The 26,464-nt window shown below is 62.8% G+C and carries 25 protein-coding genes; all 25 read right to left on the reverse strand.

Annotation, left to right across the window (positions count from 1 at the left end; all coding sequences use genetic code 11):
* Positions 1-4: 4 nt before the first annotated feature.
* The 25 genes from guaB to VGK27_11705 all read right to left on the reverse strand — a co-directional run bounded on the left by guaB (position 5) and on the right by VGK27_11705 (position 26,406).
* Positions 5-1,486, reverse strand: a complete 1,482-nt coding sequence (guaB, locus tag VGK27_11585; GenBank protein ID HEY3490744.1) for an IMP dehydrogenase — start codon at positions 1,484-1,486, stop codon at positions 5-7.
* A 14-nt stretch (positions 1,487-1,500) separates the two neighbouring features.
* Positions 1,501-2,412, reverse strand: coding sequence for a Ppx/GppA phosphatase family protein (locus VGK27_11590; GenBank protein HEY3490745.1), 912 nt, complete (start codon positions 2,410-2,412; stop codon positions 1,501-1,503).
* A 9-nt stretch (positions 2,413-2,421) separates the two neighbouring features.
* A complete protein-coding gene (locus VGK27_11595; protein HEY3490746.1) occupies positions 2,422-3,252 on the reverse strand; it encodes a YihY/virulence factor BrkB family protein in 831 nt (276 codons plus the stop codon).
* Complete coding sequence (gene der / locus VGK27_11600) at positions 3,249-4,568, reverse strand: ribosome biogenesis GTPase Der (protein ID HEY3490747.1); 1,320 nt, start codon at positions 4,566-4,568, stop codon at positions 3,249-3,251. The genes VGK27_11595 and der overlap by 4 nt, the downstream gene beginning before the upstream one ends.
* Positions 4,561-5,457, reverse strand: a complete 897-nt coding sequence (gene era / locus VGK27_11605) for a GTPase Era (GenBank protein ID HEY3490748.1) — start codon at positions 5,455-5,457, stop codon at positions 4,561-4,563. The genes der and era overlap by 8 nt, the downstream gene beginning before the upstream one ends.
* Positions 5,458-5,460: 3 nt before the next feature.
* On the reverse strand, positions 5,461-6,141 hold the full coding sequence (gene rnc / locus VGK27_11610) for a ribonuclease III (GenBank protein ID HEY3490749.1): 681 nt from the start codon (positions 6,139-6,141) through the stop codon (positions 5,461-5,463).
* Positions 6,134-7,423: a MiaB/RimO family radical SAM methylthiotransferase gene (locus VGK27_11615; GenBank protein ID HEY3490750.1), complete on the reverse strand. Its 1,290-nt coding sequence runs from the start codon at positions 7,421-7,423 to the stop codon at positions 6,134-6,136. The genes rnc and VGK27_11615 overlap by 8 nt, the downstream gene beginning before the upstream one ends.
* Positions 7,408-8,484: a tRNA 2-thiouridine(34) synthase MnmA gene (gene mnmA / locus VGK27_11620; protein ID HEY3490751.1), complete on the reverse strand. Its 1,077-nt coding sequence runs from the start codon at positions 8,482-8,484 to the stop codon at positions 7,408-7,410. The genes VGK27_11615 and mnmA overlap by 16 nt, the downstream gene beginning before the upstream one ends.
* Positions 8,481-9,653, reverse strand: a complete 1,173-nt coding sequence (locus VGK27_11625; GenBank protein ID HEY3490752.1) for a cysteine desulfurase family protein — start codon at positions 9,651-9,653, stop codon at positions 8,481-8,483. Before VGK27_11625 ends, mnmA begins: the two co-directional genes overlap by 4 nt.
* Positions 9,650-10,084, reverse strand: coding sequence for an Rrf2 family transcriptional regulator (locus VGK27_11630; GenBank protein HEY3490753.1), 435 nt, complete (start codon positions 10,082-10,084; stop codon positions 9,650-9,652). The genes VGK27_11625 and VGK27_11630 overlap by 4 nt, the downstream gene beginning before the upstream one ends.
* Entirely contained in the window at positions 10,081-10,737 is a 657-nt protein-coding gene (gene cysE, locus VGK27_11635; protein HEY3490754.1) for a serine O-acetyltransferase, read from the reverse strand. The genes VGK27_11630 and cysE overlap by 4 nt, the downstream gene beginning before the upstream one ends.
* A 46-nt stretch (positions 10,738-10,783) precedes the next feature.
* Positions 10,784-11,017: a helix-hairpin-helix domain-containing protein gene (locus tag VGK27_11640; protein ID HEY3490755.1), complete on the reverse strand. Its 234-nt coding sequence runs from the start codon at positions 11,015-11,017 to the stop codon at positions 10,784-10,786.
* Between the two features lie 190 nt (positions 11,018-11,207).
* Positions 11,208-12,809: a citramalate synthase gene (cimA, locus tag VGK27_11645; protein ID HEY3490756.1), complete on the reverse strand. Its 1,602-nt coding sequence runs from the start codon at positions 12,807-12,809 to the stop codon at positions 11,208-11,210.
* 37 nt (positions 12,810-12,846) lie between these two features.
* Positions 12,847-14,070, reverse strand: coding sequence for an aspartate kinase (locus VGK27_11650; GenBank protein HEY3490757.1), 1,224 nt, complete (start codon positions 14,068-14,070; stop codon positions 12,847-12,849).
* Between the two features lie 7 nt (positions 14,071-14,077).
* Positions 14,078-14,557, reverse strand: a complete 480-nt coding sequence (gene tsaE / locus VGK27_11655) for a tRNA (adenosine(37)-N6)-threonylcarbamoyltransferase complex ATPase subunit type 1 TsaE (GenBank protein ID HEY3490758.1) — start codon at positions 14,555-14,557, stop codon at positions 14,078-14,080.
* Positions 14,554-16,134, reverse strand: coding sequence for an NAD(P)H-hydrate dehydratase (locus tag VGK27_11660; GenBank protein HEY3490759.1), 1,581 nt, complete (start codon positions 16,132-16,134; stop codon positions 14,554-14,556). Before VGK27_11660 ends, tsaE begins: the two co-directional genes overlap by 4 nt.
* The gene (locus tag VGK27_11665) at positions 16,131-16,523 is read right to left on the reverse strand and encodes a holo-ACP synthase (GenBank protein ID HEY3490760.1); all 393 of its coding nucleotides are present in this window, start codon (positions 16,521-16,523) and stop codon (positions 16,131-16,133) included. The genes VGK27_11660 and VGK27_11665 overlap by 4 nt, the downstream gene beginning before the upstream one ends.
* A gap of 14 nt (positions 16,524-16,537) precedes the next feature.
* Positions 16,538-17,284 carry a pyridoxine 5'-phosphate synthase gene (locus VGK27_11670; GenBank protein ID HEY3490761.1) on the reverse strand — a complete coding sequence of 249 codons (747 nt, stop codon included), beginning with the start codon at positions 17,282-17,284 and terminating at the stop codon, positions 16,538-16,540.
* Positions 17,281-18,633, reverse strand: a complete 1,353-nt coding sequence (gene glmM, locus VGK27_11675) for a phosphoglucosamine mutase (GenBank protein ID HEY3490762.1) — start codon at positions 18,631-18,633, stop codon at positions 17,281-17,283. The genes VGK27_11670 and glmM overlap by 4 nt, the downstream gene beginning before the upstream one ends.
* Positions 18,634-18,642: 9 nt before the next feature.
* On the reverse strand, positions 18,643-19,302 hold the full coding sequence (locus tag VGK27_11680) for a CdaR family protein (GenBank protein HEY3490763.1): 660 nt from the start codon (positions 19,300-19,302) through the stop codon (positions 18,643-18,645).
* Positions 19,302-20,069, reverse strand: coding sequence for a diadenylate cyclase CdaA (gene cdaA, locus VGK27_11685; GenBank protein HEY3490764.1), 768 nt, complete (start codon positions 20,067-20,069; stop codon positions 19,302-19,304). The genes VGK27_11680 and cdaA overlap by 1 nt, the downstream gene beginning before the upstream one ends.
* Positions 20,063-20,851: a dihydropteroate synthase gene (gene folP / locus VGK27_11690; GenBank protein ID HEY3490765.1), complete on the reverse strand. Its 789-nt coding sequence runs from the start codon at positions 20,849-20,851 to the stop codon at positions 20,063-20,065. Before folP ends, cdaA begins: the two co-directional genes overlap by 7 nt.
* Positions 20,852-20,954: 103 nt before the next feature.
* Positions 20,955-22,814 carry an ATP-dependent zinc metalloprotease FtsH gene (gene ftsH / locus VGK27_11695; GenBank protein HEY3490766.1) on the reverse strand — a complete coding sequence of 620 codons (1,860 nt, stop codon included), beginning with the start codon at positions 22,812-22,814 and terminating at the stop codon, positions 20,955-20,957.
* Between the two features lie 45 nt (positions 22,815-22,859).
* On the reverse strand, positions 22,860-24,260 hold the full coding sequence (gene tilS / locus VGK27_11700) for a tRNA lysidine(34) synthetase TilS (protein ID HEY3490767.1): 1,401 nt from the start codon (positions 24,258-24,260) through the stop codon (positions 22,860-22,862).
* A gap of 7 nt (positions 24,261-24,267) precedes the next feature.
* On the reverse strand, positions 24,268-26,406 hold the full coding sequence (locus tag VGK27_11705) for a tetratricopeptide repeat protein (GenBank protein ID HEY3490768.1): 2,139 nt from the start codon (positions 26,404-26,406) through the stop codon (positions 24,268-24,270).
* Between the last annotated feature and the right edge of the window lie 58 nt (positions 26,407-26,464).

Genomic DNA, 26,464 nt, shown 5'->3' on the forward strand with positions numbered 1-26,464 from the left:
TTGGCTACTCCATCCGGTAATTGGGGGCTTCCTTGGTGATGACCACGTCATGGACGTGCGATTCGCGAAGGCCTGCCGCCGTGATTTTCATGAATTGCGCGCGCTTGTGGAGTTCGTCGATGGTCGGGGCGCCGACGTAGCCCATGCCGGCCTTGAGGCCCCCGACAAGCTGGTAGACGACGCTGGCCAGCGGGCCGCGGTAAGGGACCCGGCCCTCGATCCCTTCGGGGACGAGCTTGCTGTCGGTATCGACATGCGACTGGAAGTAGCGGTCCTTGCTCCCCTTCTTCATGGCCTCGAGGGAGCCCATGCCGCGATAGACCTTGTAGCTGCGCCCCTGGTACAGGACGTGTTCTCCGGGGCTCTCGTCACAGCCCGCGAACAGCGAGCCGATCATGACGGCGGTGCCGCCCGCGGCCATCGCCTTGGTGACGTCGCCCGAATACTTGATGCCGCCGTCGGCGACGATCGATACGCCCTTCTTGCGGGCAACCTCGTAGCATTGCATGATCGCGGTCACCTGGGGGACGCCGATGCCGGCGACGACGCGGGTTGTGCAGATCGACCCCGGCCCGACGCCGACCTTGACGCAGTCGACGCCTGCCTTGATAAGCGCATCCGTGGCGTCCCCTGTGGCCACGTTGCCCGCGATCAGCGGGGTGCCCGGGTAGAGCTTGTGAAGCACCTTGACGGTGTCGACGACCATCTTGGAGTGACCGTGCGCCGTATCGACGCAGATGACGTCGGCCCCGGCCCGGACGAGCTTCTCGACGCGCTCTTCCCACCCGGCTCCGACGCTGATCGCCGCCCCGACGCGCAACCGCCCCTTCTCGTCCTTGCATGCATTCGGGTATTTCTTGATCTTGAGGATGTCCTTGATCGTGATGAGCCCGCGAAGGTTTTGCTTGCCGTCGACGACGAGCAGCTTCTCGATCCGGTTCCGGTGCAGGATGTCGCGCGCCTGCTCGAGCGTCGTGCCGACCGCCACGGTGACCAGCTTTTCCTTGGTCATGACGTTCCGGATGGGCTGCTCGAAATTGGTCTCGAACCGGAGGTCGCGATTGGTCAGGATGCCGACGAGCTTGCCGTCGCGCGTCACAGGGAGGCCGGAGATGCGGTATTTCTTCATGACCTCGAGCGCTTCGGTCACCTTCTGGTCGGGATCGACGGTGATCGGGTCGGAGATCATGCCGCTCTCGGACTTCTTGACCCGGTCGACCTCGTAGGCCTGCTCGTCGGAAGTGTTGTTGCGGTGGACGATGCCGAGGCCGCCTTCCCGCGCCATGGCGATGGCCGCCTCGGCTTCGGTCACGGTATCCATCGCGGAGCTGAGGACGGGGATGTTGAGCCGTAGTCCCGGCGCCAGCATGACGGACACGTCGACATCCTTCGGCAGGACGGACGATGCGGCAGGAAGAAGAAGGACGTCGTCGAACGTGAGCCCTTCCTCGATGAGGTGTGTGGTGGTGGTGCGTTTCGTAGGCATGCGGATTCTCCCTTTCATGATGCGGTCAGGTCTTCGATGATGCCTTCCAGCAATCCCTTGTCGCTGATCACCAGCTCGCGGATCCCGAAGCGCTCGATGGCGGCAACGACCTGGAGCAGCCCCGGGACCATGTAGTTTTCGCGGCCTTTCTCCATGCCGGGAAGCGCGAGGCGCTCCGCCTCGGTCAGGGAGCAAAGCCGTTCGGACCAGCGCCGGACGGATTCGGGGTTCATCGCGTAGCCGTCGACCCGCTCGGGGCGGTAGGTCTTGAGCCGCTGGTCGAGTGCGGCGAGCGTGGTGAAGCTGCCGGCCGTGCCGACCATGCGCCGGATGCCCCGGGTCGGGAGAGATGCGGTCCCTGAGGCGATCCGCTCGGTGAAGTAATGCTTCATGGCGGCGACCTGCCAGCGTTCGAGCGGATCGGAAGGGCGAAAGGCGCCCCATGTCACGACGACGCCGATGGGCAGGCTGACCGACCGGCCGGGCTCCGGCCCCATGGTGAACTCGGTGCTCCCGCCCCCGATGTCCATCAAAACGACGTCGCGGACCCGGTCCCCCATTCCGAGGAGCATGCCGGACCAAGCCAGGCGAGCTTCCTCGTCGGCGGAGATCACCTCGACGTTGATTCCGACGCCTGTGGCGGCTGCCAGGAACCGGTCGGCGTTCCCCGCGATGCGCAGGCCCGCGGTTCCGCAGGCGCGGTACCGCTCGACGCCCAGCCGATCCAGTTCGTCGCGAAAAGCGCGAAGCGCCGCGATGGATTCGTGAAATTCACTTTCGCCGATCTCGCCGGTCGACCGAAGCGCCTTGCCCATCGACGTGATGCGGCGAATCCTGGAGACCACCCGGAAATCGTCCCCATCGCGGGAGGCGACGAGCAACCGGATCGTGTTGGTCCCGATATCGATGGCTGCGACGTGTCCCAAGATAGACCTCTAGTCCTTTTCGAGAACCCCGATGATGCTGGCGCTGAGCAGGTAGGCGGCGGCAAAAAGGTATGCCACCATTATAAAACTGACGATGCTGAACAAGGAACCGTAAATAATGCTCATCTTGGAAAGCTTGGTCACGTAGTAGACGAATCCCCACTTGATCAGAACCGCAAGCACGGTGAACAGGACGCTTCCGACGACCGCATTCCGGATGCGGACGCCTTTGGGAGACAGGAACCGGTAGCTGAGAAAGCCCCCGCAGAAGATCAACACCGGCAGGATGAGCATGGAAAACAGCGTGTGGATCAGCAGGATGAGCGGGTCGAGCTGTTCGGGCAGCCGGCTCGTGAGGAACGCCACCCCGCGCCAGAGTGGCGGAATGACGATGGCCGCCCCTGCGAGCACGGTGAGCGTCAGCACGAGCCCGAGGTGAAACAGGGCGCTGCGGCCGAGGTGCTTGTCGTCTTGGGTGTCGAGCATGACCGAAAGCGACTTGTGGACGGCGTCGGTGGCCGAAAACGACGTAAAAAAGAGCAGCACGGTCCCCACGAACCCGAACGTGGCGCTCGACTGGAGCATCTGCCGCAGGTTTGGGATGAGCACCTGGGCGCCGTAGGGGAACGCATCGCGCAGAAGGGAGGTCAGCTGCTCGAAGGGAAGCTCGTTCTTGCCGATGACGACCGCCGTGGCCGCAAATACGAGGAACAGGATCGGGATCGCGGAGAGAAGAAGGTTGAACGCAATCGCGGCGCTGTAGACCATCCCGTTGCTGGAGAGGAAATGGCCGGTACCTTTCCATGTCGCCTTCAGGAGGCGCTTCGGGAGATCCTTCATCGTTCCTTGTAGACGATGCGGACCGGTGAGCCCTCGAAGCCGAACCGCTCGCGGATCTGGTTCAGGAGATACCGCGTGAACGATTCGGGGACTCCCTTCCGGTTCTTGACGAAGACCGCGAACGTCGGCGGCTTGGTGCTGACCTGCGTAATGTAGAAGGCGCGGTTCCGACCCTGCTTCGACGGGATCGGGACGGTATAGAGGAAGGTCTGCGCCATCCGGTTGAGCAGGCCGGTCGGGACCCGGCGGGAAAAGTTTTCGGCCCCGAGGGCGATCTGACGGAAAAGGTTTCCCATCCCCTTCTTGTTCTGCGCGGAAATGGGGACGATGGAAGCGAAGGTGGCGTATTCGAGCCCCTCCTGGATCTTCTTCATCCCTGCCTTGCGTGCTTCCTCGGTCGGCCACATGTCGCTCTTGTTGGCGGCGATCACGACGGCCCGGTCTTCGTCGAGCACGTAACGAAGCACCTGGCGGTCCTGATGAGACATGGCCTCCGGCCCGTCGATCATGAGAACCGCGAGGTCGCAGCGCTTGATCGACTCGAGGCTCTTGATGATCGAGAACTTCTCGAGGACGGAATCGGTCTTTCGCTTGGCCCGGATTCCGGCCGTGTCGATGAAGACGAACTTATTTCCCCCGAACTCGACCGAGACGTCGATGGCGTCCCGCGTGGTCCCGGGAATCTCGGACGCAATGACCTGTTCGGAACCTGCCAGTGCATTGATCAATGTGGACTTGCCGACGTTGGGACGGCCGACCACGGCGATGCGGGGGACGAGATCGTCGACATCACTGGCGGATGTCGAGTGCTCGGGGACCAGCGTCGCGATGGCGTCCAGCAGGTCGTCGACGCCGATGCCGTGCTCGGCCGAGACGGTGAACACCTTGTCGACGCCGATCTCGTGGAACTCGCGGAAACCCGCAGCCCCTACCTTGGTGTCGACCTTGTTGGCGACGAGGAAGAAGGACTTGCCCCGTTCGCGCAGCATCTTGGCGATCTCGCGGTCGAGCGGCTGGAGGCCGTCGCGCGCGTCGACCAAGAAGAGGACCATGTCGGATTCGAAGATCGCCCGGAGTACCTGCCCGCGAATCTTGGGAAGGAGATCTTCCTCATCGCCACCGATCATGAAGCCCCCGGTATCGACCAGGTCGAACTTCTTTCCGAAATATTCGACCGGGAGCGCGACCAGGTCGCGGGTGACGCCGGGCTCGTCGAAGGTGATCGCGCGCCGTTTGCCCGTGATCTTGTTGAACAGCGTGGACTTCCCGACGTTGGGGCGTCCGACCAGCGCGACCGTGAAATGGGTATCAGACATATCCGAGACGCTCCATGTGGGTTTCGCTGCGGGTCCAGTCCCTTTCGACCTTGACGAACAGCTCGAGGAAGACCTTCTCGCCGGTTTCCTGCTCGAGCTCGATGCGGGCTGCCGTCCCGATGTCTTTCAGCATGGCGCCCTTTTTCCCGATCACGATCCCCTTCTGGGATTCGCGCTCGACGCAGATCTCGGCACGGATCCGGATGATGCCGTTGGGCGTGTCTTCCTTGTATTCTTCGATGGTGACCGCGATGCTGTACGGCAGCTCGTTCGACAGCTTGTGGAACAGCTTTTCCCGGATGATCTCCTTGGCGATGAAACGCATCGGCAGGTCGGTCAGGTCGTCCTCCGAATAATAGGCCGGCCCCTCGGGAAGTCGGGTGAAGAGCGTGTCGAGGAGCTGCTTGACGCCCCGCCCCGACTTGGCGGAGACGGGAAACACCTCTTTGTAGATCCCGCTGTCCATGGCTTCCTGGAGTCGCCGGAGAATCATTTCCTCGGGCATCTTGTCGCACTTGTTGAGGATGAGCATCTTCGGAACGGTGACGTTTTCGATGATCCCGCGGACCATCGTCTCTTCCTCGCCTTCCCTCGGGGACCTTTCGTCGACGAGGTGGAGGACAATGTCGGACTCGACGGCGATCCGTTCGGCGGTGCGAACCATGTAGGCGTTGAGCGCCTTCTTCGGCTTGTGGATTCCCGGGCTGTCGAGAAAGATGATCTGCCCCCGGTCCTCGGTGTGGATACCGGCGACGCGGTCGCGCGTGGTTTGCGGCTTGGGGGTCACGATCGCGATCCGAGCCCCGAGGATTCGGTTCAGCAGTGTGGATTTTCCGACGTTGGGGCGCCCGAGCAGCGCCACGAACCCGGAGATTTTACCGGTGGTCATGTTCTATTTGCCCTCTTTCTTTTCGAGGCGGGCCAGCAGTTCGGCCGCCGCGTTCATCTCTGCTTCCTTCTTGGAAGATCCGTTGCTTTCGGCGCGCATGCCCCCTGCGGTGACCGCGATGCGGAATACCCGGGCGTGCGGTGGCCCGGATTCGCTGACCGGCATGTATTCGGGAAGCGGCAGCCGCTCCTTCTGGCACCATTCCTGGAGTCTGGTCTTGGCGTCGAAGCGCGCGGCCACGTCGATGATGGCGGTATCGGCCAGCAGGTGGTCCCGGACAAAAGTTCTTGCGGCAAGGAATCCGCCGTCAAGATAGATGGCACCCGTGATGGCTTCGACGACGTCGGCGACCATCTTCGGCGTGACCCCGCCCCCTTTGGAGCGGACCGAACGATCGATCTGCATGGTTTCGGGAAGGCCGATGCGCACGCCAAGCTCATACAGGTTCCGGTTGTTGATGAGCGAGGAGCGGGCGCGTGTCAATTCGCCCTCGCCTGCTTCCGGGAAAAGCGCGTAGACCTCTTCGGCGACGCAGAGGTTAAGCACGGAATCTCCGAGGAACTCGAGCCGTTGATAGGACATGGAGGCGGAATCGGGCGAGAGTGACGACGCATGCCGGAGCGCCTGCACGAGAAGCGGTCTCGACTTGAAAGAATACCCTATTTCCCCTTCAAGGTCACGCAATGGGAACTCCGGGCCGCCCAAGTAGCCATCCTCCGGCTGCGGATTCGATCAAAACAGGGACCATCCGGCAGAGCGAATCGTCCTCCCCGGGCAGCCGGACATCCACCCCGTATTCGCTGATGCCGGAGACCATGCCCGAGTCAGGATGGGTTCTTTGAACGAGCACGGTCAGCGTCCTGCCGATCTGCCGGGACAGGAATCGCTCCCTGATTTTTACGTCGATCCGGTTCAGTTGGGACACCCTGTCCTTTTTCGAGGCTTCGGAAACATCGTCCGGCCACCGGCTGCTCTCGGTTCCCGGACGCGCAGAATACGGGAAAACGTGCAGATAGTCGATGCCCGCACGCTCGACCAGGGAGGTGGTTTCCGCGAAATCTTCTTCGGTTTCGCCGGGGAACCCCGCCATGACGTCCGCACCGATCCGGGCAAGGGGTGCGGTCTCCCGGACTCTCGCGACGGCTTCGGCGAACTGCCCTGCGCTGTAAGGCCTTCGCATCCTTTCCAAAACCCGGTCGGAGCCGCTCTGCAGGGGGATGTGCAGATGCGGGCATAGCCGGTCGGTCGCCTGAAAAAGGGAAAGGAGCGCCGGCGAAATTTCGAGCGGTTCGATCGAGCCAAGGCGGATTCGGGGCCGAAAGGTCTTTTCCAGGAGGCGCCGGGTCAAGTCGGCAAGGCCATCCGGTTCGTTCCGATCGCTGCCGTATCGCCCGATATGGATCCCGGTGAGCAGGAACTCGGTCGCGCCGTCTTTTTCGGAAGCGATGGCCCCGTCGACGATCTCATCGGCGGGAAAGGACCTGTGTCCTCCACGGGCCAGCGGGACGACGCAGTAAGCGCACCGGCTGTCGCACCCGTCCTGGATCTTGAGGAAGGTTCGCTTGTGCCCGAGAATCCGGTCGGCCCGGTAATCGGAGATGGCTTCGCCGGGCTCGAAACCGGACGAAAGCAGGCGGAGCAGGGGAAGCGCCCCGTCGCCGCCCGTGGGCAGCCAGTGGTCGATCTCGGGAAGCCCTTCGCGCGTCTCACTTGACGCGGTTGCGGGGAAGCAGCCGGTCATGACGAGGACGGCATGGGGATTCTTCCGGCGCGCCCGACGGGCGAGCGCACGGTTGTCCCGGTCAGCCCGATGGGTCACGGTGCACCCGCTGATGAAGACGACGTCGGCCGGCTGGTCGTCCGGAACGACCTCGAACCCGGATTCGGACGCCTGCCGCAGGAGAGTCGCCGAGTCGGCAAAGCTGGACTTGCAGCCGACGGTCAGGACGGTCAGTCGCTTGCGCATGCGATCCACCCTCCTCCGACGACTTCGTCTCCGTCGTACAAAACGAGCGCCTGCCCGGGAGCGACGCCGCGTTGCGGTTCGTCGAACCGGACGGAAAGGCTGCGGCCTGCCTCCAGGACGCTAACCGTGGACAAAACGCCCGGGTGCCGGTACCGGATCCGGGCGAGAGCCCTGAATTCGGCTGCGGGCGGGTCACCGGCCACGAAGGACGCTGAATCGACGCGCGTCGTCGTCGAACTGCTTTCGGAAGCTTTCCCCAGGACGACCCGGTTGCGCAGCCCGTCGATTCGCACCACGAAAAGCGGTTCGGGGGCGGAAACGCCCAGCCCTTTTCGTTGTCCGACCGTGTAACGGGTCACGCCACGATGGCGGCCGAGAACTTTCCCGTGCGTGTCGACGAAGTCGCCCTCCGGCGCCTCGATGCCGTTCCGGGCCAGGAAAGCGCCGTAATCGCCGTCGGGAACGAAACAGATATCCTGGCTTTCGGCTTTTTCGGAAATTGGAAGCCCGGCTTCGGCCGCAAGCGCGCGAACCTGCGTCTTCGCGAGCTCCCCGACGGGAAAAAGTATTCGCGAAAGGCGCTGTTCGTCGAGGGAGAACAAAAAATAGGACTGGTCCTTCCGTGCGTCGGAAGAGGCCAGCAGCCGGCATCGCGGACCTGGGCCGCGGCGGATGATCGCGTAATGGCCGGTGGCGATCATTTCGGCGCCGAGCTCGTCGGCCTTCCGCATGAGCGCCCCGAACTTGAGCCGCTCGTTGCAGAGGGTGCACGGGTTCGGCGTTCGGCCGGAGGCATATTCCCGGATGAACGGATCGACGACCATCTCGCGGAAGGCATCCTTCATGTTCAGTACGTAGAAAGGAATCCCGAGGGCGTCGCATACCCGTCGCGCATCCTGCCGGTCGTCGTAGGAACAGCACTTTCCTTCCGGGGCTGTCCCTCCGCCGAACAGGTCCATCGTCACGCCGACGACGTCCCATCCCTCGCGCTTGAGCAACATGGCTGCGACCGAGGAATCGACCCCGCCGCTCATCGCCGCGAGGACGCGCCCCCGGGTCATGGTGTCGGGGGCTTCCAGATGGGCGACATCGCACGAAGCTTCTCGACCACGGAGACGAGCGATTCGACCGCGTAATCGACTTCCTCGGCCGTGTTGCCGTGGCCGAGGCTGAAGCGCAGGGCGCCTTGCGCATCGGTCGGATCGACGCCCATGGCTGCCAGGACGGGAGAGGCCTCGAGCGATCCAGAAGAGCAGGCCGATCCGGAAGAGCAGGCGATGCCCGCCATATCGAGGTTGAGCAGGAGCGCCTCGCCTTCGACGAAGCGGAACGAGATGTTGAGCGTGTTGGGAAGCCGGAGGGCGTGATCCGGCCCGTTGAGGACGATCTCGGGAATCCGGGCGAACAACGACTGCTCGAGACGATCGCGCAGCGCGCGAACCGAATCGATCTCGGTCTTCATCTCGTGGCGCAGGATCTCGAACGCCTTCCCGAGCGCGACGATGCCGACGACGTTCTCGGTTCCCCCTCGCCTCCCCTGTTCCTGATGGCCGCCGTGGATGAGCCGTTCGAATTCGATTCCCTTGCGGACGATAAGGCCCCCTGCCCCTTTCAGGGCGTTGATCTTGTGGCCCGAGAAGGTCAGCAGGTCGACGGGGAGGGTCGACAGGTCGATCGGGATCTTGCCGGTGGCCTGGACCGCGTCGGTGTGCATCAGGATTCCGGCTTCCCGCACGAAAGTCCCGATCTCGGGGATCGGGTTGATGGCGCCGGTCTCGTTGTTGGCGTACATGATGGAGACGAGAATCGTGTCGGGGGTGAGCGCGGACCGGACGGACTCGGCTTCGACGATGCCCTGCCGGTTGACCGGGACATATGTGACGCGATACCCCTGGCGCTCAAGGAACCGGCAGGTGTTCAGGATCGCGGGGTGCTCGACGGCGGAGGTCACGATATGCTTGCCCGCGTTTTCCGGTCGCCAGGCGATTCCCTTGATTGCGAGGTTGTCTCCCTCGGTTCCGGAGCTCGTGAAGATCACGTCCCGCGGCGGGCAGTTGAAGAATGCGGCCGTCGTTTCGCGGGCCTCCTCGACCGCCTTCCGCACTTCCCGGCCGGCCCAATGGATGCTCGACGGGTTCCCGAACAGCTCGCAAAGATAGGCGCTGACGGCCCTGGCGACCTCGGGATGCATCGGGGTCGTGGCGTTGTGATCGAAATAGACACGCTTCAAGTTGTGACCTCCCTGGCCTGCTCTCCCGCCTTGTCGGGGAAGAGATCGTTAACGGATATCGAGTCGAGGAACTCGCAGATGCGGTCCTCGAGCGCCTCCCACATTCCCTGTGTCTTGCATCTTCCGATCATGCCGCAGCTTCGGCCGGTCTTCCGGCAGCCGATCGCCTGTCCTTTCCCTTCGGCGGTCCGGATGACGTCGCCGATCGAGATCTCGGACGGGGGGCGTGCGAGGATGAAGCCGCCTCCGGGCCCGCGGACGCTCCGGACGAGATTGCGCTTCCGCAGCTTGACGAACAGCTGCTGGAGGTAAGCGATCGGAATCCCCTCCTGGTCGGCGATCTCCTTGAGCGGCACGGGATGTCCCTTGGAGGCGGCGGCGAGTCCGACCAGCGCCATGACCGCGTAGCGGCCCTTGGTCGTGATCTTCACGCCGACTTTCCCTCGCGCTCGGCTCCCATCGCGTCGACCCGTTTCTCGAGCGCCATGAGCTGCTCGGTCAGGCATTTCATCGCCTTGCCTTCGGGATCCGGCGTGCCGGCGACGCCGGTCGGGTCCTGATAGACGTTGCCTTCCCGCTGGACGACGCGGCCGGGGTTGCCGACCACGGTCGAGTTCGGGGGGACCGACCGGTTGACGATCGAGCCGGAACCGACCTTCGAGTTCTGGCCGATGCGGATATTCCCGAGGATGGCGGCGTTCGCCCCGACGATCACGTTGTCCTCGAGTGTGGGATGCCGCTTGCCCTTGTTCCAGCTCGTCCCGCCCAGCGTGACGCCATGGTAGAGGGTGACGTTGTTCCCGATCTCGGCGGTCTCGCCGATGACCACGCCCATGCCGTGGTCGATGAAGAATCCCTCCCCGATGGTGGCCCCGGGATGGATCTCGATCCCGGTAAACGCCCTCCCGAGGTGGGAGATGAAACGGGCGGAGAGACGGAATCCGTGGCCCCAGAACCAATGGGCGAGCCGGTGGAAGCGCAGGATGTGGAAGCCGGGATAACAGAATAAAATCTCGAGAAAGCTTTGCGCGGCAGGGTCCCGCTCGAATACGACCTTGATGTCGTTCCGGATCGTCTGGAACATGGTTTGCGCCCCTCCCGTGATCGGTCCTAATACATGATCATACTTGTCAATTATTATCGAATCCGGCCAGGAAGGGAAGGATTTTCTGAAGCCGTTTCTCCTTGATGCCCCGGACCGCCAGCAGATCGTCCGGCAAGTGGAAGCGCCCGACGCGGCTCCGCTCCTCGACGACGGCCTTGGCGACCTTGTCGGAAAGGCCCGGAAGCTCCGAAATCTGCTGCCATGAACCCTTGTTGATGTTGACGCGGATCCCGAGGAGAAATTTCTGGCGAATCGACAACGGGCCTTTCTTCGCACCCTGCGCTCCGGTTCCGACGCCCGCGTCCGATGCTCCCGATCTATCCGGGGCCGCCTGTGTGGTGGCGAAAGGGGCCGACCCTAAAAAAAAAAAATCTTGCCGCGCGAAGGCGGCAAGATTGTAGAGCAAAACGATCAGGGAAAGGAAAAGCACCGCCCTCGGGCGGGCGGCGTCACGGTTTGTTCGCAGCGCCCTCTCCCGCATGTCGCGACCTCCAGAGCTTGTAGCGGATGCTGTCGCCGAGCGCTTGCCAGGAAGCCTCGATGATGTTGTGCGACACGCCGACCGTCCCCCAGACCGCATCCTTGTCGCCGGACTGTATCAAGACGCGTACCGAGGAGCCGGTTCCGCCGACGCTGATGACGCGGACCTTGTAGTCGAGCAGCTTGACCTCGGACAGTTCGGGGTAGAACTTCTCGAGCGCCTTGCGAAGGGCATGATCCATGGCGTTGACGGGACCGTTGCCCATGGCGGCGGTGTGCTCTTCCTTGCCGTCGACGACGACCATGATGGTCGCCTCCGCGATCGGCGTCTCGCCCTCGGACCGTTTTTCGTCGATGACCCGGAAGGCCTTGAGTTCGAAATACGGCTCGTACTCGCCCATGGCCTTGCGCACGAGCAGCTCGAATGAAGCCTCGGCTGCCTCGAACTGGTAACCGGCATGCTCGAGTTCCTTGATCTGCTCGAGGACCTTTTCGGTCGCCGGATCGTTCGCCTTGAAGTGGAGCCCCTTTTCCTGGACCTTGGAAAGGATGTTGCTGCGGCCGGAAAGGTCGGAGATGAGCACGCGTCGGTGATTTCCGACGAGGGAGGGATCGATGTGTTCGTAGGTCCCGGGGTTGCGCTGCACCGCCGATACGTGCATTCCCCCCTTGTGCGCGAAGGAGGCTTCCCCGACGAACGGCTGCCGGATGGCGTGGCTGACGTTCGCGATCTCAGCGACGTAGTGGGAAAGGTCATAGAGCTTCTTCATCTGCTCGGGTTGCACGACCGCGTAACCCATCTTGATCTGGAGGCTGGGCAGGATGGAGCAGAGATTGGCGTTGCCGCACCGCTCGCCGTAGCCGTTCATCGTTCCCTGGACCTGGGTCACGCCGTTTTCGACCGCGATGAGGGAGTTGGCAACGGCGAGCTCGGAATCGTTGTGGGTGTGGATCCCCAGCGGGACGGAGACGGACTTCTTCACTTCCTTGACGATCTTCGCGATCTCGGACGGCATCGACCCGCCGTTCGTGTCGCAAAGGATCACCCATTCGGCGCCGCCGTCCACGGCGGCCTTCAGCGCCTTGATCGCATAGTCGGGGTTGCGCTTGTAGCCGTCGAAAAAGTGCTCGGCGTCGAAGAAGACCTGCTCGACGCGCTTCTTCATGAATTCGCAGGTTTCGCGGATGGCCGACAGGTTCTCGTCGAGCGTCGTCCGGAGCGCCTCGGTGACGTGGAAGTCCCAGGTCTTGCCGACCAGCGTGATGACCGGGGTCTCGGCGCCGAGAAGCGCCTTCATGTTGGCGTCCTCCTCGCATTTCTTGCCGACGCGGCGCGTCATGCCGAAGGAGCAGATCCGGGCGTTCTTCCAGGACATCTTGCGAGCCAGGGCAAAGAATTCCTTGTCCTTGGGGTTGGAACCGGGGTAGCCGCCTTCGATGTAGTGAATGCCGAACTCGTCGAGCCGCTCCGCGATATTCACCTTGTCTGCGACGGAAAGCGAGATTTCCTCGGACTGCGTTCCGTCGCGCAGGGTCGTGTCGTAGAGGTAAACCTTTTTCTGAGGCGCCATCCGAAATTCCCCCCGATTCTTCCCGAGATTTCCTGTTCTAGGCTTTCGCCGCACCCAACCCGAAGGCGGCGTGCAGGACACGGACCGCGAGCTCTGTGTATTTCTCTTCGATCAGGACCGAGATCTTGATCTCGGAGGTCGAGATGCCGAGAATGTTGATCCCCTCGGAAGAAAGCGTCTCGAAGAGCTTCATGGCCACGCCCGAGTGGGAACGCATCGCCATGCCGACGATCGACACCTTGGCGATCTTGTCGTCCCCCACGACCTCGGCGGCGCCGATCTCTTTTGCGACGCCCTCGATCACCTGCATCGCCTTCTTGTAGTCGGATCGGACGACCGTAAAGGTGATGTCGGTGAAGCCGGTGACGGAGACGTTCTGGAGGATTACGTCGACGACGATGTTGGCGTCGTTGAGCGGCTTGAAGATCTTCGCGGCGATTCCCGGCTTGTCGGGCACCCTGACGATGGTGATCTTCGCTTCGTTCTTGCTGAATGCAACCCCCGACACCACTGCCGTTTCCATGATCTCCTCCTCGTTGGTCACGATCGTACCCGGATTATCGTTGAACGAGGACCGGACGTGGATCCGGACCCCGTATTTCATCCCGAACTCGACCGACCGGATCTGGAGCACCTTGGCGCCGAGACTGGCCAGCTCGAGCATCTCTTCGAACGAGATCTTGTCGAGCTTGCGTGCATCCTCGCAGATGTTCGGGTCGGTCGTATAGACGCCATCGACGTCGGTGTAGATTTCGCAAACATCGGCCTTGAGTGCCGCGGCGACCGCGACCGCACTGGTATCGGAACCGCCCCGCCCAAGCGTCGTGATCGACCCGGTCTCGTCGATTCCCTGGAAGCCGGCGACGACGGCGATGCCGCCTTCCTTGAGCGTGTCCATGATGGCTTTGTGGCCGATTTTCTTGATGCGGGCCTTGACGTAGGCGGAGTCGGTCTCGATCGGGATCTGGGAGCCGGTGAACGACCTGGCCTTGTAGCCCATCTCGGTCAGGGCGATCGCGAGAAGGCCGATCGTCACCTGTTCGCCCGTGGATGCGACGACGTCGAGTTCCCGCTCGTTGGGGATCTCGGAAAGCTGGGCTGCCAGGCCCAGGAGCCGGTTGGTCTCCCCGGACATGGCGGAAACAACGACGACGACCTGGTTCCCTTCGTCGTGGGAGCGCGCCGCCCGCCTGGCGACGTTCTTGATCTTCTCGATCGTTCCGACCGACGTGCCGCCATACTTCTGGACTATCAGTGCCATCGCCTGGTCAACCTCCTGTGAGAAAGCGTTTGCATTGCTCAAAAAATGGCTGGAATCTGGGGGCATTCGGGAACGCGAGCGTCAGGATCCGGCCGGCGTCGCCCGAAGCCAGAAATGTAACCCGTAAACAGCCGTTTGGCAACAGCTTCGCCACATTATCGGGCCACTCGATGGCGGACACCCCCGCGGTCCCGATGATGTCCTCGAGCCCCGCGGAGATTCCCTCCTCGGGCGTGGACAGCCGATAGGCGTCGATATGGTGAAAAGCGAGGCGTCCTCGGTGCTCGGAGACGATCATGAATGTCGGGCTCGTGACGACCGCGGGATCGATGCCGAGGCCGCGCGCCATTCCCTTGCAGAATAAAGTCTTCCCGGCGCCAAGGTCGCCTTGCAGGAGGACGACATCCCCGGACGCCAGCGTCTCGCCCAGCAATCGCCCGATCTCGAAGGTATCTTCGGGCGACCCGGAATTCAGGACGACAGTCATTCCTCTTCTTGGGGATCACCCAGCGTGTGCTGTAGCGCTTCGAAAATGTTTTCGATGACGTCCGTGGCGGATACGGGCGAGATCGGATGGCGACGGACCAGGATATCGGCGGACATCCCGTGCAGGTAGACGCCCGCGCAAGCGGCGTCGTTCGGGGAAAGCCCCTGGGAAGCAAGCGCTGCGATCATGCCCGATAGCGTGTCGCCCATCCCCCCCGATGCCATGTAGGGGTTGCCGGTGGTATTGATGAACACGTCGCCCATCGGCGTGGCGATGACCGTGCGTGCCCCTTTGAGGATAACGGTGACGTTCTGTTCTTCGGCCAGATGACGGGCGGCGGCGAGACGGGAGGATTCGATGGCGTCGATGGATTCCCCGGTCAGGCGCGACATCTCGCCCGGGTGGGGCGTCAGGATGCAGGGCGCCTTCGCCGTCCGAAGAATGCCGAGGTCGCCCTCGAGCGCATTGAGCCCGTCCGCGTCGATGATGAAGGGGACGCGGATCAGCGGGATGAGGTCGGACATGAACGCCTTGGCGCCGGGGAACGTGCCCATCCCCGGGCCGATCACGGCGACGTCGGCGCGCGAGATCGCCTCGACGATCTGCGGAAGCGATTCGGAGGTGAAGAACCCCTTCCCCTGGTCGGCAACCCCGATGGACATGACTTCCATGAGCTTGGCTTCGACGATCGGGCGAAGCGATTCGGGGACGATCACGGTGATGAGCCCGGCGCCCATCCGCAACGCCGCGCGTCCGGCCAGGCAGGGCGCGCCGGTCATGCCGGGCGATCCGCCCAGGATATAGACACGGCCCGCATCCCCCTTGTGGAAATCCGGGGGGCGGATGGAAAGCATGCTCTTGACCGTGCGCTCGTCGAGCGCCTCGGTCTTGATATCGGCCTCGAATACGGCGCGCGAGGGGATCCCGATGTCGTAGACGTCCGTCTCGCCGCAATGGATCGAGCCAGGAAGCAGCATCTGGCCGACCTTGAGGAGGCCGAAGGTTCCGGTGTAGTCGGCGCGGATCGCCTCGCCCAGGATACGTCCGGTCGTGGCGTCGATTCCGGATGGGATGTCGACCGCGAAGACGGTGGCCATGGAGAGGTTGATCGTCTCGACGACCTCGCGGATCAGCCCCGTTAGCGGGTTCTTGAGCCCCGTTCCCAGGATCGCGTCGACGCAAAGATGGACTTCCTCGAGGTAGGAACGAAGGTCATCGACCCCTTCGGTATCGCGGACGATGTGGATCTCCACGTCCATCTTCTTGAGAATCTCGATCTGCAGGTGCGCGTCGGGCGACAGGCGGTCTTCCTCGTCGAGAAGAAAAACCTCGACGTAGGCCCCCCGGTTGTGCAGGTGGCGCGCGATGACGAACCCGTCCCCTCCGTTGTTGCCCCGGCCGCAGACAATGGCGACCGACGCCTCCTGGGGAGAGAGTCCCTTGTCCTCGAAAACCATCAGGATGCGGTCGGTGCAAGCCCGTCCGGCATTTTCCATCAACGCGACCGAGGGGATGCCGTATTCCTCGATCGAAACCCGGTCGAGCTCGGCCATCTGGTGTGCTGTGACGATTTTCATGAAAGGATTCCTTTTCGTTCGATGATGACGAATGCGACGGCCCGGCCGCCGTCGTGAGTGATCGACACGTGGATGGTGTCGGCGCCGATCTTTTCTAGCCACTTCAATGCCTGTCCGTGCAATCGCACCTCGGGCTTGCCGGAGGGCGTCCGGATCGTCTCGACGTCGCGCCAGAGGATGCCCTGCGATTTGCCGGTGCCGAAGGCCTTCATGACGGCTTCCTTGACGGCGAACCGTCCGGCGAGACGCTCGGAGGCGAGCACGCCGGAAAAGGCGTATTGCGCCTCGGCATCGGTGAAAACGCGCGAAACGAACCGCTCCGGATAGCGCCCGAGCAATTGCTCAATGCGGGAGATTTCGACGATGTCGATGCCGGTTCCGACGATCATGCGGGGCCGTGCCTTTACCGGCCGTGGATGAGATCGGCGATCTCGCGAACGGCTGGCCCGAGGCCGATGAAGATCGCCCGGGCCATGATGCTGTGCCCGATGTTGAACTCTTCGATCTCGGGGATGGCAAGCACCGGGACGATGCTTCGGACATCGAGCCCATGCCCGGCGAACACCTTGAGCCCCAGGTTGGCGGCGCTTTCCGCGGCCCGGGCCATGGTCGCGAGAGCGCGGTCGTAGTGCCTGCGGTTGAACGCTTCGCAGAACGGGCCCGTGTGGATCTCGATGGCGTCGGCGCCGATGTCGGATGAAGCTGCGATCTGCGCCGGGTCGGCGTCAATGAACAAACTGACGAGGATGCCCGAGGCCTTGAGACGGGCGACGCCGGCCCGGACCGATTCCTTTTGACGGGCGACGTCGAGGCCCCCTTCCGTGGTCAGCTCCTTGCGTTTCTCGGGGACCAAAGTGGCGGAATAGGGTTTGGCCGCGAGGGCGATCCCGATCATTTCCTCGGTGGCCGCCATCTCGAGGTTGATCCGGGTTTGCACCGTCTTGAGGAGAAGCTCGAGATCGCGATCCTGGATGTGCCGGCGGTCTTCGCGAAGGTGGATGGTGATGCCGTCGGCGCCGTGATGCTCGGCGATCCCCGCGGCAAACACCGGATCGGGAGACTGTCCTCCGCGGGCCTGGCGCAGCGTCGCGATGTGGTCGATGTTGACGCCGAGACGGCGGCGCCCGGCGATTTCGGGGGGCCGGGTCATTGGAACTCGTTCCCCGCTTTCTCGGCAAGGGCATAGACGATCGCATCGACCTGGCTCTGATCTTCGCCCTCGGCCATGATCCGGAGGAGCGGTTCGGTGCCGCTGTAGCGGACGACGATCCGGCCCCGGTTGCCCAGCTGTTTTTCGAATTCGGACATGGCGGCGACGAAGCCGGGAAACTCTTCGATCGGCACTCGGCGCTCGAGGCGGACATTCCGCAGCACCTGGGGAAACACCGCCAGCTCGGTTCCGAGATCTTCGAGGGGGCGCCCGGTCTCGACCATGACCGCGAGCAATTGCAACGCTGCGAGCACGCCGTCGCCGGTCGTTGCGTGGTCGAGGAAGACGAGATGGCCCGATTGCTCTCCGCCGAAGTTGAAGCCGCCTGCGCGCATGGCCTCGACCACGTAGCGGTCGCCAACCGCCGTGCGGACCAGCCGGATGCCGCGCTCTTTCAGGTAGAGCTCGAGCCCGATATTGCTCATCACGGTCGCCACGACGGTATCGTTCTTAAGACGGTTCGTCCGCTTCAGCTCGTTGGCGCAGATGGCCATGATCCGGTCACCGTTGATGACGTTCCCGTTCCGGTCGACCACGATCACCCGGTCGGCATCCCCGTCGAGGGAGATGCCCAGGTCGGCACGCACTTCTCGAACCTTCGACGAGACGATCTCGGGATGAAGCGAGCCGCAAAGCTCGTTGATGTTGGTGCCGTTGGGGCTGATTCCGATCGGGATCACTTCGGCCCCCAGCTCCTGGAACACCTGGGGGGCGATCTTGTAGGCTGCGCCGTTGCCGCAGTCGACCGCGATGCGCAATCCTTCGAGGGAAAGATGCGAAGGAAACGTGTTCTTGAGGAACACGATGTAGCGGCCGGTGGCGTCATCGATCCGTTGCGCCTTCCCGATCTGGGGAGACGGGGGACGCAGCGTCTTGAGTATCTCGCCCGTGGCCAGCTCTTCGATGCGTGCCTCAAGCTCATCGGGCAGCTTGAAGCCGTCCCGGCCGAAGAACTTGATGCCGTTGTCCTGGTAGGGGTTATGGGACGCCGAGATTACGACGCCGGCATCCGCCCGCATCGAGTGGGTCAGGAAGGCGATCCCCGGCGTCGGGAGCGGGCCGACGAGTAGGACGTCGCCGCCCATGGCGCAGATGCCGGCCGAGAGCGCCGTCTCGAACATGTAGCCGGACAGCCGCGTGTCTTTTCCGATGACCACCTTGTGGCGGCCCGTGTGATTACGGAACACATGTACGACGGCCTGGCCGAGCGCCAACGCGGTCTCGACGGTCATGGGATCGGTATTCGCGACGCCGCGGACGCCGTCGGTTCCGAACAGCTTTCTGCTCAATCCGGCCCCCTACCTGAAATGGATGCGAACCCGCACGACTGGATTACCGACGATTTTAGCATGCACGGTCCACAATTCGACACGGGCCATCGTCGTATAGAGCCCCTTGCCGTTTTCGGGGACGATCTCCTCGGTCGAGAGCGACCCGACCTGCGCAAACGCCCCAGGGGGAGCCTCGACCTCGACCGTCCGGGGGTCGACTTCGATGCGCGAGATCCTGGAACGGATCGACGGCGGGACGACGATGCGGGGGACGACGGGAAGCCGCCGCCGATCCAGTCGCTCAAGGACCACCTCGACGGCTGTCGGGTAAATCCGGGTCAACAGGAGGCCGGGCGGCACCCGGATGCTGCGTTCGTCCAGAGTTACGATGCGGCGACCGGGACGCATCGTCGACAGGTTGATCGAAGCCGAGATGTCGTCGGGCTTGAGGTTGCCGAGGACGGAAGGCGGTCCGGACAAGCGGACCTCGACCTGCCGCTCGACCTTGTTGGTGATCAGCGCCCCCGCCGGGAGGTTGCGGATCTCGAGCGGGACGACCAGCCCGACCTGGACCTGGTTCTCGCCGGCGATGAACCACCAGAGCACGATCGACAGGACGACCGCGATCAGCTTGAAGGCGAAGTTGCTCAGGAGCGATACCCGAAGGAAATGAGAGATACGGGACATCAGCGGGCGGATTCCTTCTTGCCGAAAAGCACCCGAAGGGTGTCGCGCAGCTCGACGGAAGAGTTCACCCGGGTCGCCGTTCGGTCGTGGAAGATGGACACATTGCCCGTCTCTTCGGAGACGACGACCGCGATCGTATCGGTCTCGGAGGCGATGCCCCAGGACGCCCGATGGCGCGTTCCCATCCCACGGGTATCGGAGGTGTCACCCGGGATCGGAAGAATGACGGCGGCAGCGGCGATCCGCTCGTTGCGAACCACGACCGCGCCGTCGTGGATGGGGGATGCCGTGGAAAATATGGCCGCGAGCAGCTCGTTGGAGTAGGTCGCGTCGATCGCCTTCCCGTTCTCGACGAATTCCTGCAGGCCGTTTTCGCGTTCGAACAATACGATGGCGCCGGTCCGGGTCGCGGCCAAAGAAAAGATGCCGTTGCCGAAGACTTCGAGAAAATCGATGGTGGGAATCGACACTCTCGGGCCGAAGAAGGAGGATTGCCCGACCTTGGCGAGGCCGCGCCGGATCTCGGTCTGAAAGATGACGACGAGGATGACCATCAGGCTCCCGAGGAAATTGCCGACGATCCATTGGAACGTGACCATGCCGATCTTCTTGGACAGGACGAAGAGCCCCATGACGAGCAGCAGGCCGGAAACCATCTGGACGGCGCGCGTCCCGCGGATGAAGACGAGGATCCAGTAGATGATGAAAGCGACAAGCAGGATGTCGAGGATGTCCGCAGGCCGGATTTGAGGGATGAGGCTCAGCATGCGCTGCCCTTCCGCACGGCGGCTACGAGGGCGACGGCCTCGCGGGTGGCGCTGACGTCGTGGACTCGAACCATGTGGGCGCCCTGCCATGCGGCGATGACGTTCGAGGCGATCGAGGCCGCGAGACGATCGGCGGGCGGGCCTCCGGAAACCACCCCGAGGAACGATTTTCTGGACGAGGCGAAGAGGATCGGTTTCGACAGGGAATGCAGGAGGTGAAGGGATCGATGGATCTCGAGGTTGTCCTCGAACCGTTTCCCGAACCCGACGCCCGGATCGATCACGATCTGGTCGGCAAGGATGCCCTTCCCCTCAGCCAGGGCGATTCGCCGGCGAAGACCGGTCAAGAGCTCGGGAAAGAACGCATCGTAATGCGGCGCCTGCTGCATGGTCGCGGGAATACCCTGGCGGTGCATCAGGACGATTGCGGCCCCCGAACGCGAGACGACTTCGGCCATCTCCTCGTCGTCGGCCAGTGCGCTGGTGTCGTTGACGATGTCGGCCCCGGCGGCGATCGCGGCGGCGGCGACGGCTGATCGGGTAGTGTCCACGGAGATGAAAACGTCGGATCGCTTCCGGATGGATTCGATGACGGGGCACACGCGGTCGATCTGCTTGGCCTCGGGGACGGGATTCGAGCCCGGGCGTGTGGTTTCTCCGCCGACATCGACGATGTCGGCACCCTGCGCGATCATCGACAGGGCGTGCGACAAGGCCTGTTCGGGGGCCTCATACCTGCCGCCGTCCGAGAAGGAATCGGGGGTCAAGTTCAGAATCCCCATGATCCGTGGGTTTCCGGGCTCGAGATCCAGGTAACGATCGCGGCATCGAAGCCGAAAAGGCATCCACCCGTTTTCGTCGGATGCAGCCGCCATCGACTGCTTCTCAGGTCGTCGGTTGGGCGTTTTCGTCCCCGGTCGGTGTCGGCACGGGAGCCGATGTCATTTCGTTGATGATGCTCAAGATGACTGCCCCGTCGACCACTTCCTTCTCGAGCAGCGTCCGAGCCACCTTGTGCAGCACGTCGATGTTGGTGCCGAGAATCTTGCGGGCCTTGTCGTAGGAGGCCGTGATGATATCGCGGATTTCGCGGTCGATATCTCTCGCCGTCGATTCGCTGTAGTCCTGGTGCCGGTTGATGTCGCGACCCAGGAAGATCGCTTCCTGCTGCTTCTGGCCGAAGGTCATCGGCCCCATCTTTTCGCTCATGCCCCATTCGCAGACCATTTTGCGGGCCAGGGTGGTGGCGCGCTCGATGTCGTTGCCGGCGCCGGTCGTCAATTCGTTCTCGACCAGCTCTTCGGCGACACGCCCCCCCATGAGGATGGTGATGTTGTTGGTGAGGTATTGCCGCGAATAGGTGTGCCGCTCGTCGATCGGAAGCTGCTGGGTGAGACCGAGCGCCATCCCGCGAGGAATGATGCTGACCTTGTGGATCGGGTCGGTGCCGGGAATCATCGAGGCGACGATCGCGTGACCGGCTTCGTGATAGGCGGTCGATTTCTTTTCTTCGTCGCTGATGATCATGGACCGCCGCTCGCGGCCCATCATGACCTTGTCCTTGGCCATCTCGAAGCAATCCATCGTGACCTTGGCCATTTCTTTCCCTGCCGCGTAGAGTGCGGCTTCGTTGCAGAGGTTGGCCAGGTCGGCCCCGGTGAAGCCGGGGGTTCCCTTCGCGAGCACGTTGAGGTTGACGTCGTCGCCCAGGGGGATCTTGCTGGTATGCACGCCGAGGATCTGCTCGCGCCCCTTGACGTCGGGCTTGGGAACGACGACCTGACGGTCGAAGCGGCCCGGGCGAAGGAGCGCGGGATCGAGGACGTCGGGCCGGTTGGTTGCCGCGATCAGGATCAGCCCTTCGGTGGATTCGAATCCGTCCATCTCGACCAGCAGCTGGTTGAGCGTCTGCTCGCGTTCGTCGTGCCCCCCGCCAAGACCGGATCCGCGATGGCGCCCGACGGCGTCGATTTCGTCGATGAAGATGATGCAGGGGGCGGATTTCTTGCCCTGGATGAACAGGTCGCGCACCCGCGCGGCGCCGACGCCTACGAACATCTCGACGAAGTCGGACCCGCTGATCGAGAAGAACGGAACACCGGCCTCACCGGCGATGGCCTTGGCCAGGAGCGTTTTACCCGTGCCGGGCGAGCCGACCAGCAGAACGCCCTTGGGAATACGGCCGCCGAGGCGGGTGAACTTCTTGGGGTCCCGCAGGAAGGCGATGATCTCCTGAAGCTCTTCCTTGGCTTCCTCGATTCCCGCCACGTCGGAGAAGGTCACCTTGTTGGTCGTTTCGGTCAGCAGCTTGGCGCGGCTTTTCCCGAACGACATCGCCTTGCCCCCGCCGGCCTGCATCTGGCGCATGAAGAAGATCCAGACGCCGATCAGCAACAGCATCGGCAGCCAGGAGACGATCAGCGTCATGTACCACGGGTTGTCGTCGAGCGGTTTGGCGGTGATCCGGACGTTTTTCTCGCGAAGGTTGCTGACCAGCTCGGGATCGTCGGGCGCATAGGTGCGGAACTGTTTCTTGTCCTTTCCCGAGGCGTCGGTGTACTTGCCCGTGATCTCCTGGCCGCGGATGACGACTTCCTTCACTTTCCCTGCATCGACAGAGGCGACGAATTCGGAAAAGGGCACTTCGACCTGCTCGACCTTCTGTGTCTTGAACGTATTGAACAAGAAGACCATGGCCAGCGCGATGACCAACCAGACGCCGAGATTCCTGTAGAACTGGTTCAATGTGAGGACTCCCCTGTAGACCGATCTATGAGGTAAGTAGCAAGTTTAACATAACGGGTGCGCGGACAGGCAGAGGAGCTTCCGTGTGCCCGGAATGACCGGAGCGGTTTCGGAGCGGCACAGGCCGGGGATCCAGAGAATATCGCCATTCGCATCCCGGACGACTCCCCTTCCCCACCGTTCGGCCCTCGGGACCTTCCGGTCGATCATGATCTCCTTCACTTTCCGCCTGCCTTTCCCGCCGAAAGGGGTGACAGCGTCTCCCTTGACGAGCGGGCCGATCGACAGCGGGAAAAGGATTTTACCGGGATCGAAGTAGACGGTCCAGGGCGATTGTTCGGCGAAGGCTTTCATCCGTTTTGCCGCGACGGCCGGTGAAACCTCGGTAATCCGGATTTCAAGAGGAACCGGGCCGCCCCAATGATATACCCCCGGGGAATTCGGCAACGCTTCCCGTGACTTGCCAAGATTTGATGCGTCGGGGAATGGATTCGATTCGCCGGGGACCAGCGACACGATCTCGTAGTTGTTCTGGAAGCGCAGCTTCCCCCCCGCCCGGATGGCGGCCGAGGGGCTTCCGTCCACGATGGTGCGGTCGAGCTGGCCCAGAAGCCGCTCGTTCGCCGCTTTCCCGGCATGGTCGAGGACAAGCCGATAGAGAACCGCAATCCGGACGGGGGACGGTAGCCTGGAATATGAGGGACGACGAAAAGAAGGCGGGTTTCCGCGGAGGTTCCGCCGGATCCAGCGGGTCGCGGTCGACCGGATAAAATCGTCGAGTTCGCGGAATCGCTCTCCCATCAGGTGGATGCGCGACGTGACCCCTGCGCCGTATCGCTGGACGAGCAGCGGAATCAGGATGTTCCGGAGCCAGTTGCGTTCGAACCGGATGTCTGCGTTGCTTTCGTCTAACCGCCAGGCGTGCCCTGCGGTTTCGAGGCCCTGGATGATCTCGGACCGCCACACGTCGAGGAGCGGCCGTTCGACCCCGCCTTCCCCGGAACGGGGGATCCCTTTTAGCCCCGTGATTCCGGAGCCCTCGAAAAATCGCATCAGGATCGTCTCGACCTGGTCGTCGGCCGTGTGCGCCACCAGCAGGCGGCGAATGCCACGGGCTTCGCAACTCTTTTTGAGGAAGGCGTATCGCTGTTCGCGCGCGCGTTCTTCGAGGCCCGGGGCTGCCCCGTTCCCTGCGGCCTCGACACGCTCGACGACGAGGGGGAAGCCGAGCGATTCTGCGAGCGTTTCGACGAACCGCTGATCCTCGTCTGACGCCAGCCCTCTGAGACGGTGATTCAAGTGAAGCGCCAACGGCGGCGGTTCGCCTTTTTCGGCGCACAACTCCAGCGTGCGATGGAGCAGGTATACGGAGTCGGGGCCGCCGGAAAGGGCGATGGCGACTTTCGGTTTCCGGGTACGGCTCCGCCGATTCGCAGCGGGAGACAAGGCTGCCTTATCGCAACCCGTTGAGTGTCTTTCGTGCGTCCTCGTTGCCCGGGAACTTCGCATCAATGCCCAATGCCGCCTTCAGTTCGGAAACCGCTTCCTTCCCCTTTCCCAACTTGGCGAGGATCATCCCGTAGTGATAACGAATCGAGGGGTTGCCGGCCGCCCGTTTCGCCGACTCGGAAATGATGGGGAGCGCGGAATCGTAGAGTCCCTTGCGATAGTAGATCCAGCCAAGGGTGTCGCCGACGTTGGGGTCTTCGGGGGCGGATTCGCGCGCGATCTGGGCGAATTTGAGCGCCTCGTCGAGGTTGCCGCCATGGTCGGCCAGGTTCGCCGCCAGGTTGTTCGCGGCCAGGGGGTTCTTCGGGGAGAGCGCCAGTGCGCGGCGATATTGCGTGTTGGCCTCGTCGATCTTGTTCCGGGAATTGAGAACGACGCCGAGGATCGTATGAGCGCCGACGCTCTTGTCATTCTTTTCGACCGCTTTCCGGAAGCGGGCCTCGGCCTCGGGAAGCTTGTTCTGGCTCATGTACAACATGCCGAGTTCGTAATACGGCGTGGCGAAATCGGGTGCGAGGTCGATCGCCTTCAGGAACGCGGCTTCGGCCTCGGGTGGCTTGCGGGCGGCCGCCTGGAACTTGCCTTCGAGCGTCCGGACCAGCGGATTCTTCGGGTCTTTAGACACGGCTTCCTGCAATACCTTTTCGGCCTTGTCGGTTTCTTTCGCAGCGCCCAACGCGAAGACGTACTCGGTGACCGCGCCCAGATCCTTGGGATTGAGCGCAACCGCCTGCGAGAAGTATCCGGCGGCCTCCTTCGGCTTGCCCTGCAGCTTGCGGGAAAACCCCATCTTCATGTAGCCGGTGGGCGATTTCGGGATTTGTTTGATGAGCGCGCCGTAGACCTGCTCAGCCTTTTTCCATTCCTTTCGCATCAGGAAGGAATCGCCGTAGATGATGGCGGCGGGGGCGCTGGCCTGGTTGAGCTTTAGGATCTCGACGGCTTCCTTTTCGGCGCCTTCGGGGTTGTTCGTTTTTAGGTAAAGGTCGCCAAGGACGAGATGCGCCCGGATGTCGCGCGGATCGGATTTGACGGCTTCCTCGACCTCCTTGCGGCCCGAGTCGACGCGTCCCTGCATGATGTCGACCATCCCGTTGTAAAGATGCGCCTTCGAATTCGTCGCGTCCTGCTTGATGACCTCGGTGAAGAGCGCCTTGGCGTCATCGGGTTTCTTCTCGAGAAGTGCGAGCCGCCCCTTGAGATACTTCCCCTCGAGGTCTTTGGCGTTTTCCTTGAGGATGGCCTCGATCACGGGCTTGGCTTCGGTTGCCTTGCCCATCTCGATCTTGATCCCGGCCAGCGCCTTGCGCGCCCTTTGGGAATTGCTTTCCTTGATCAGCGCGTTGAGTTCCTTCTCGGCGGCCGGAAGGTTGTCCTGGAAAAGAAAATGCTCGGAAAGCGCGAGGCGAACCGATTCCTTGTCTTTCGAGAGCGCGATGGCCTTCCGGTATTCCTTCTCTCCTTCGATCCCGTCGCCGGTCGCGAAATGAAGATTTCCCCGCGCGATGAGCGGTTCGGGGGAGGATGGCGCCGCGGCGGCGGCCTTGTCGTACCATTCGGTCGCGGATTTCGTGTCTTTCCGGACCAGCGCCAGGTTTCCGAGAGACAGCAGCGGCCGAATGTTCCGGGGGGCGAGCTCTGAGGCCTTCTTCATGTGTGCGGTGGCGACGTCGATCTTGCCCTCCTTGAGGGCGAGACCGGAGAGCAGGATGTACCCTTCCGGCGCAGCAGGTTGGCTCGCGACGATGTTGTCGGCGAGGAGGCGCGCCTCCTTGATCTGTCCGGAGGCGACATAGAGCTCGGCCAGCTTCCCCTTGGCCTCGAAGTTGGCGGGATCGAGCTCGACGGTCTTCTGAAGCTCGAGGTAGGCACCGCGGTAATCCTTGGTGGCCATCAGCGACTGGGCCAGCTTCCAGTGGACCTTCCCGTTGTTCGGATCGGCTTTTGCGGCATTCTTGAATTCGATCACGGCTTCCCGGAATTTTTCCTTGGCAACGTAATCGTCGCCCCGCTTCATATGCTTCGCCATGAGCTCCCGGGGGGAATTCGAGCAGGATGCGATGCACAGGACCGCGAAGGCCATAAACATCCAAAACGCCAATCTGTTCGACATCAGGACCCCCGACGAGATTTGTTTTCCC

This window comes from Candidatus Deferrimicrobiaceae bacterium (assembly GCA_036504035.1).
Taxonomy (GTDB): Bacteria; Desulfobacterota; Deferrimicrobia; order Deferrimicrobiales; family Deferrimicrobiaceae; genus JANXPS01.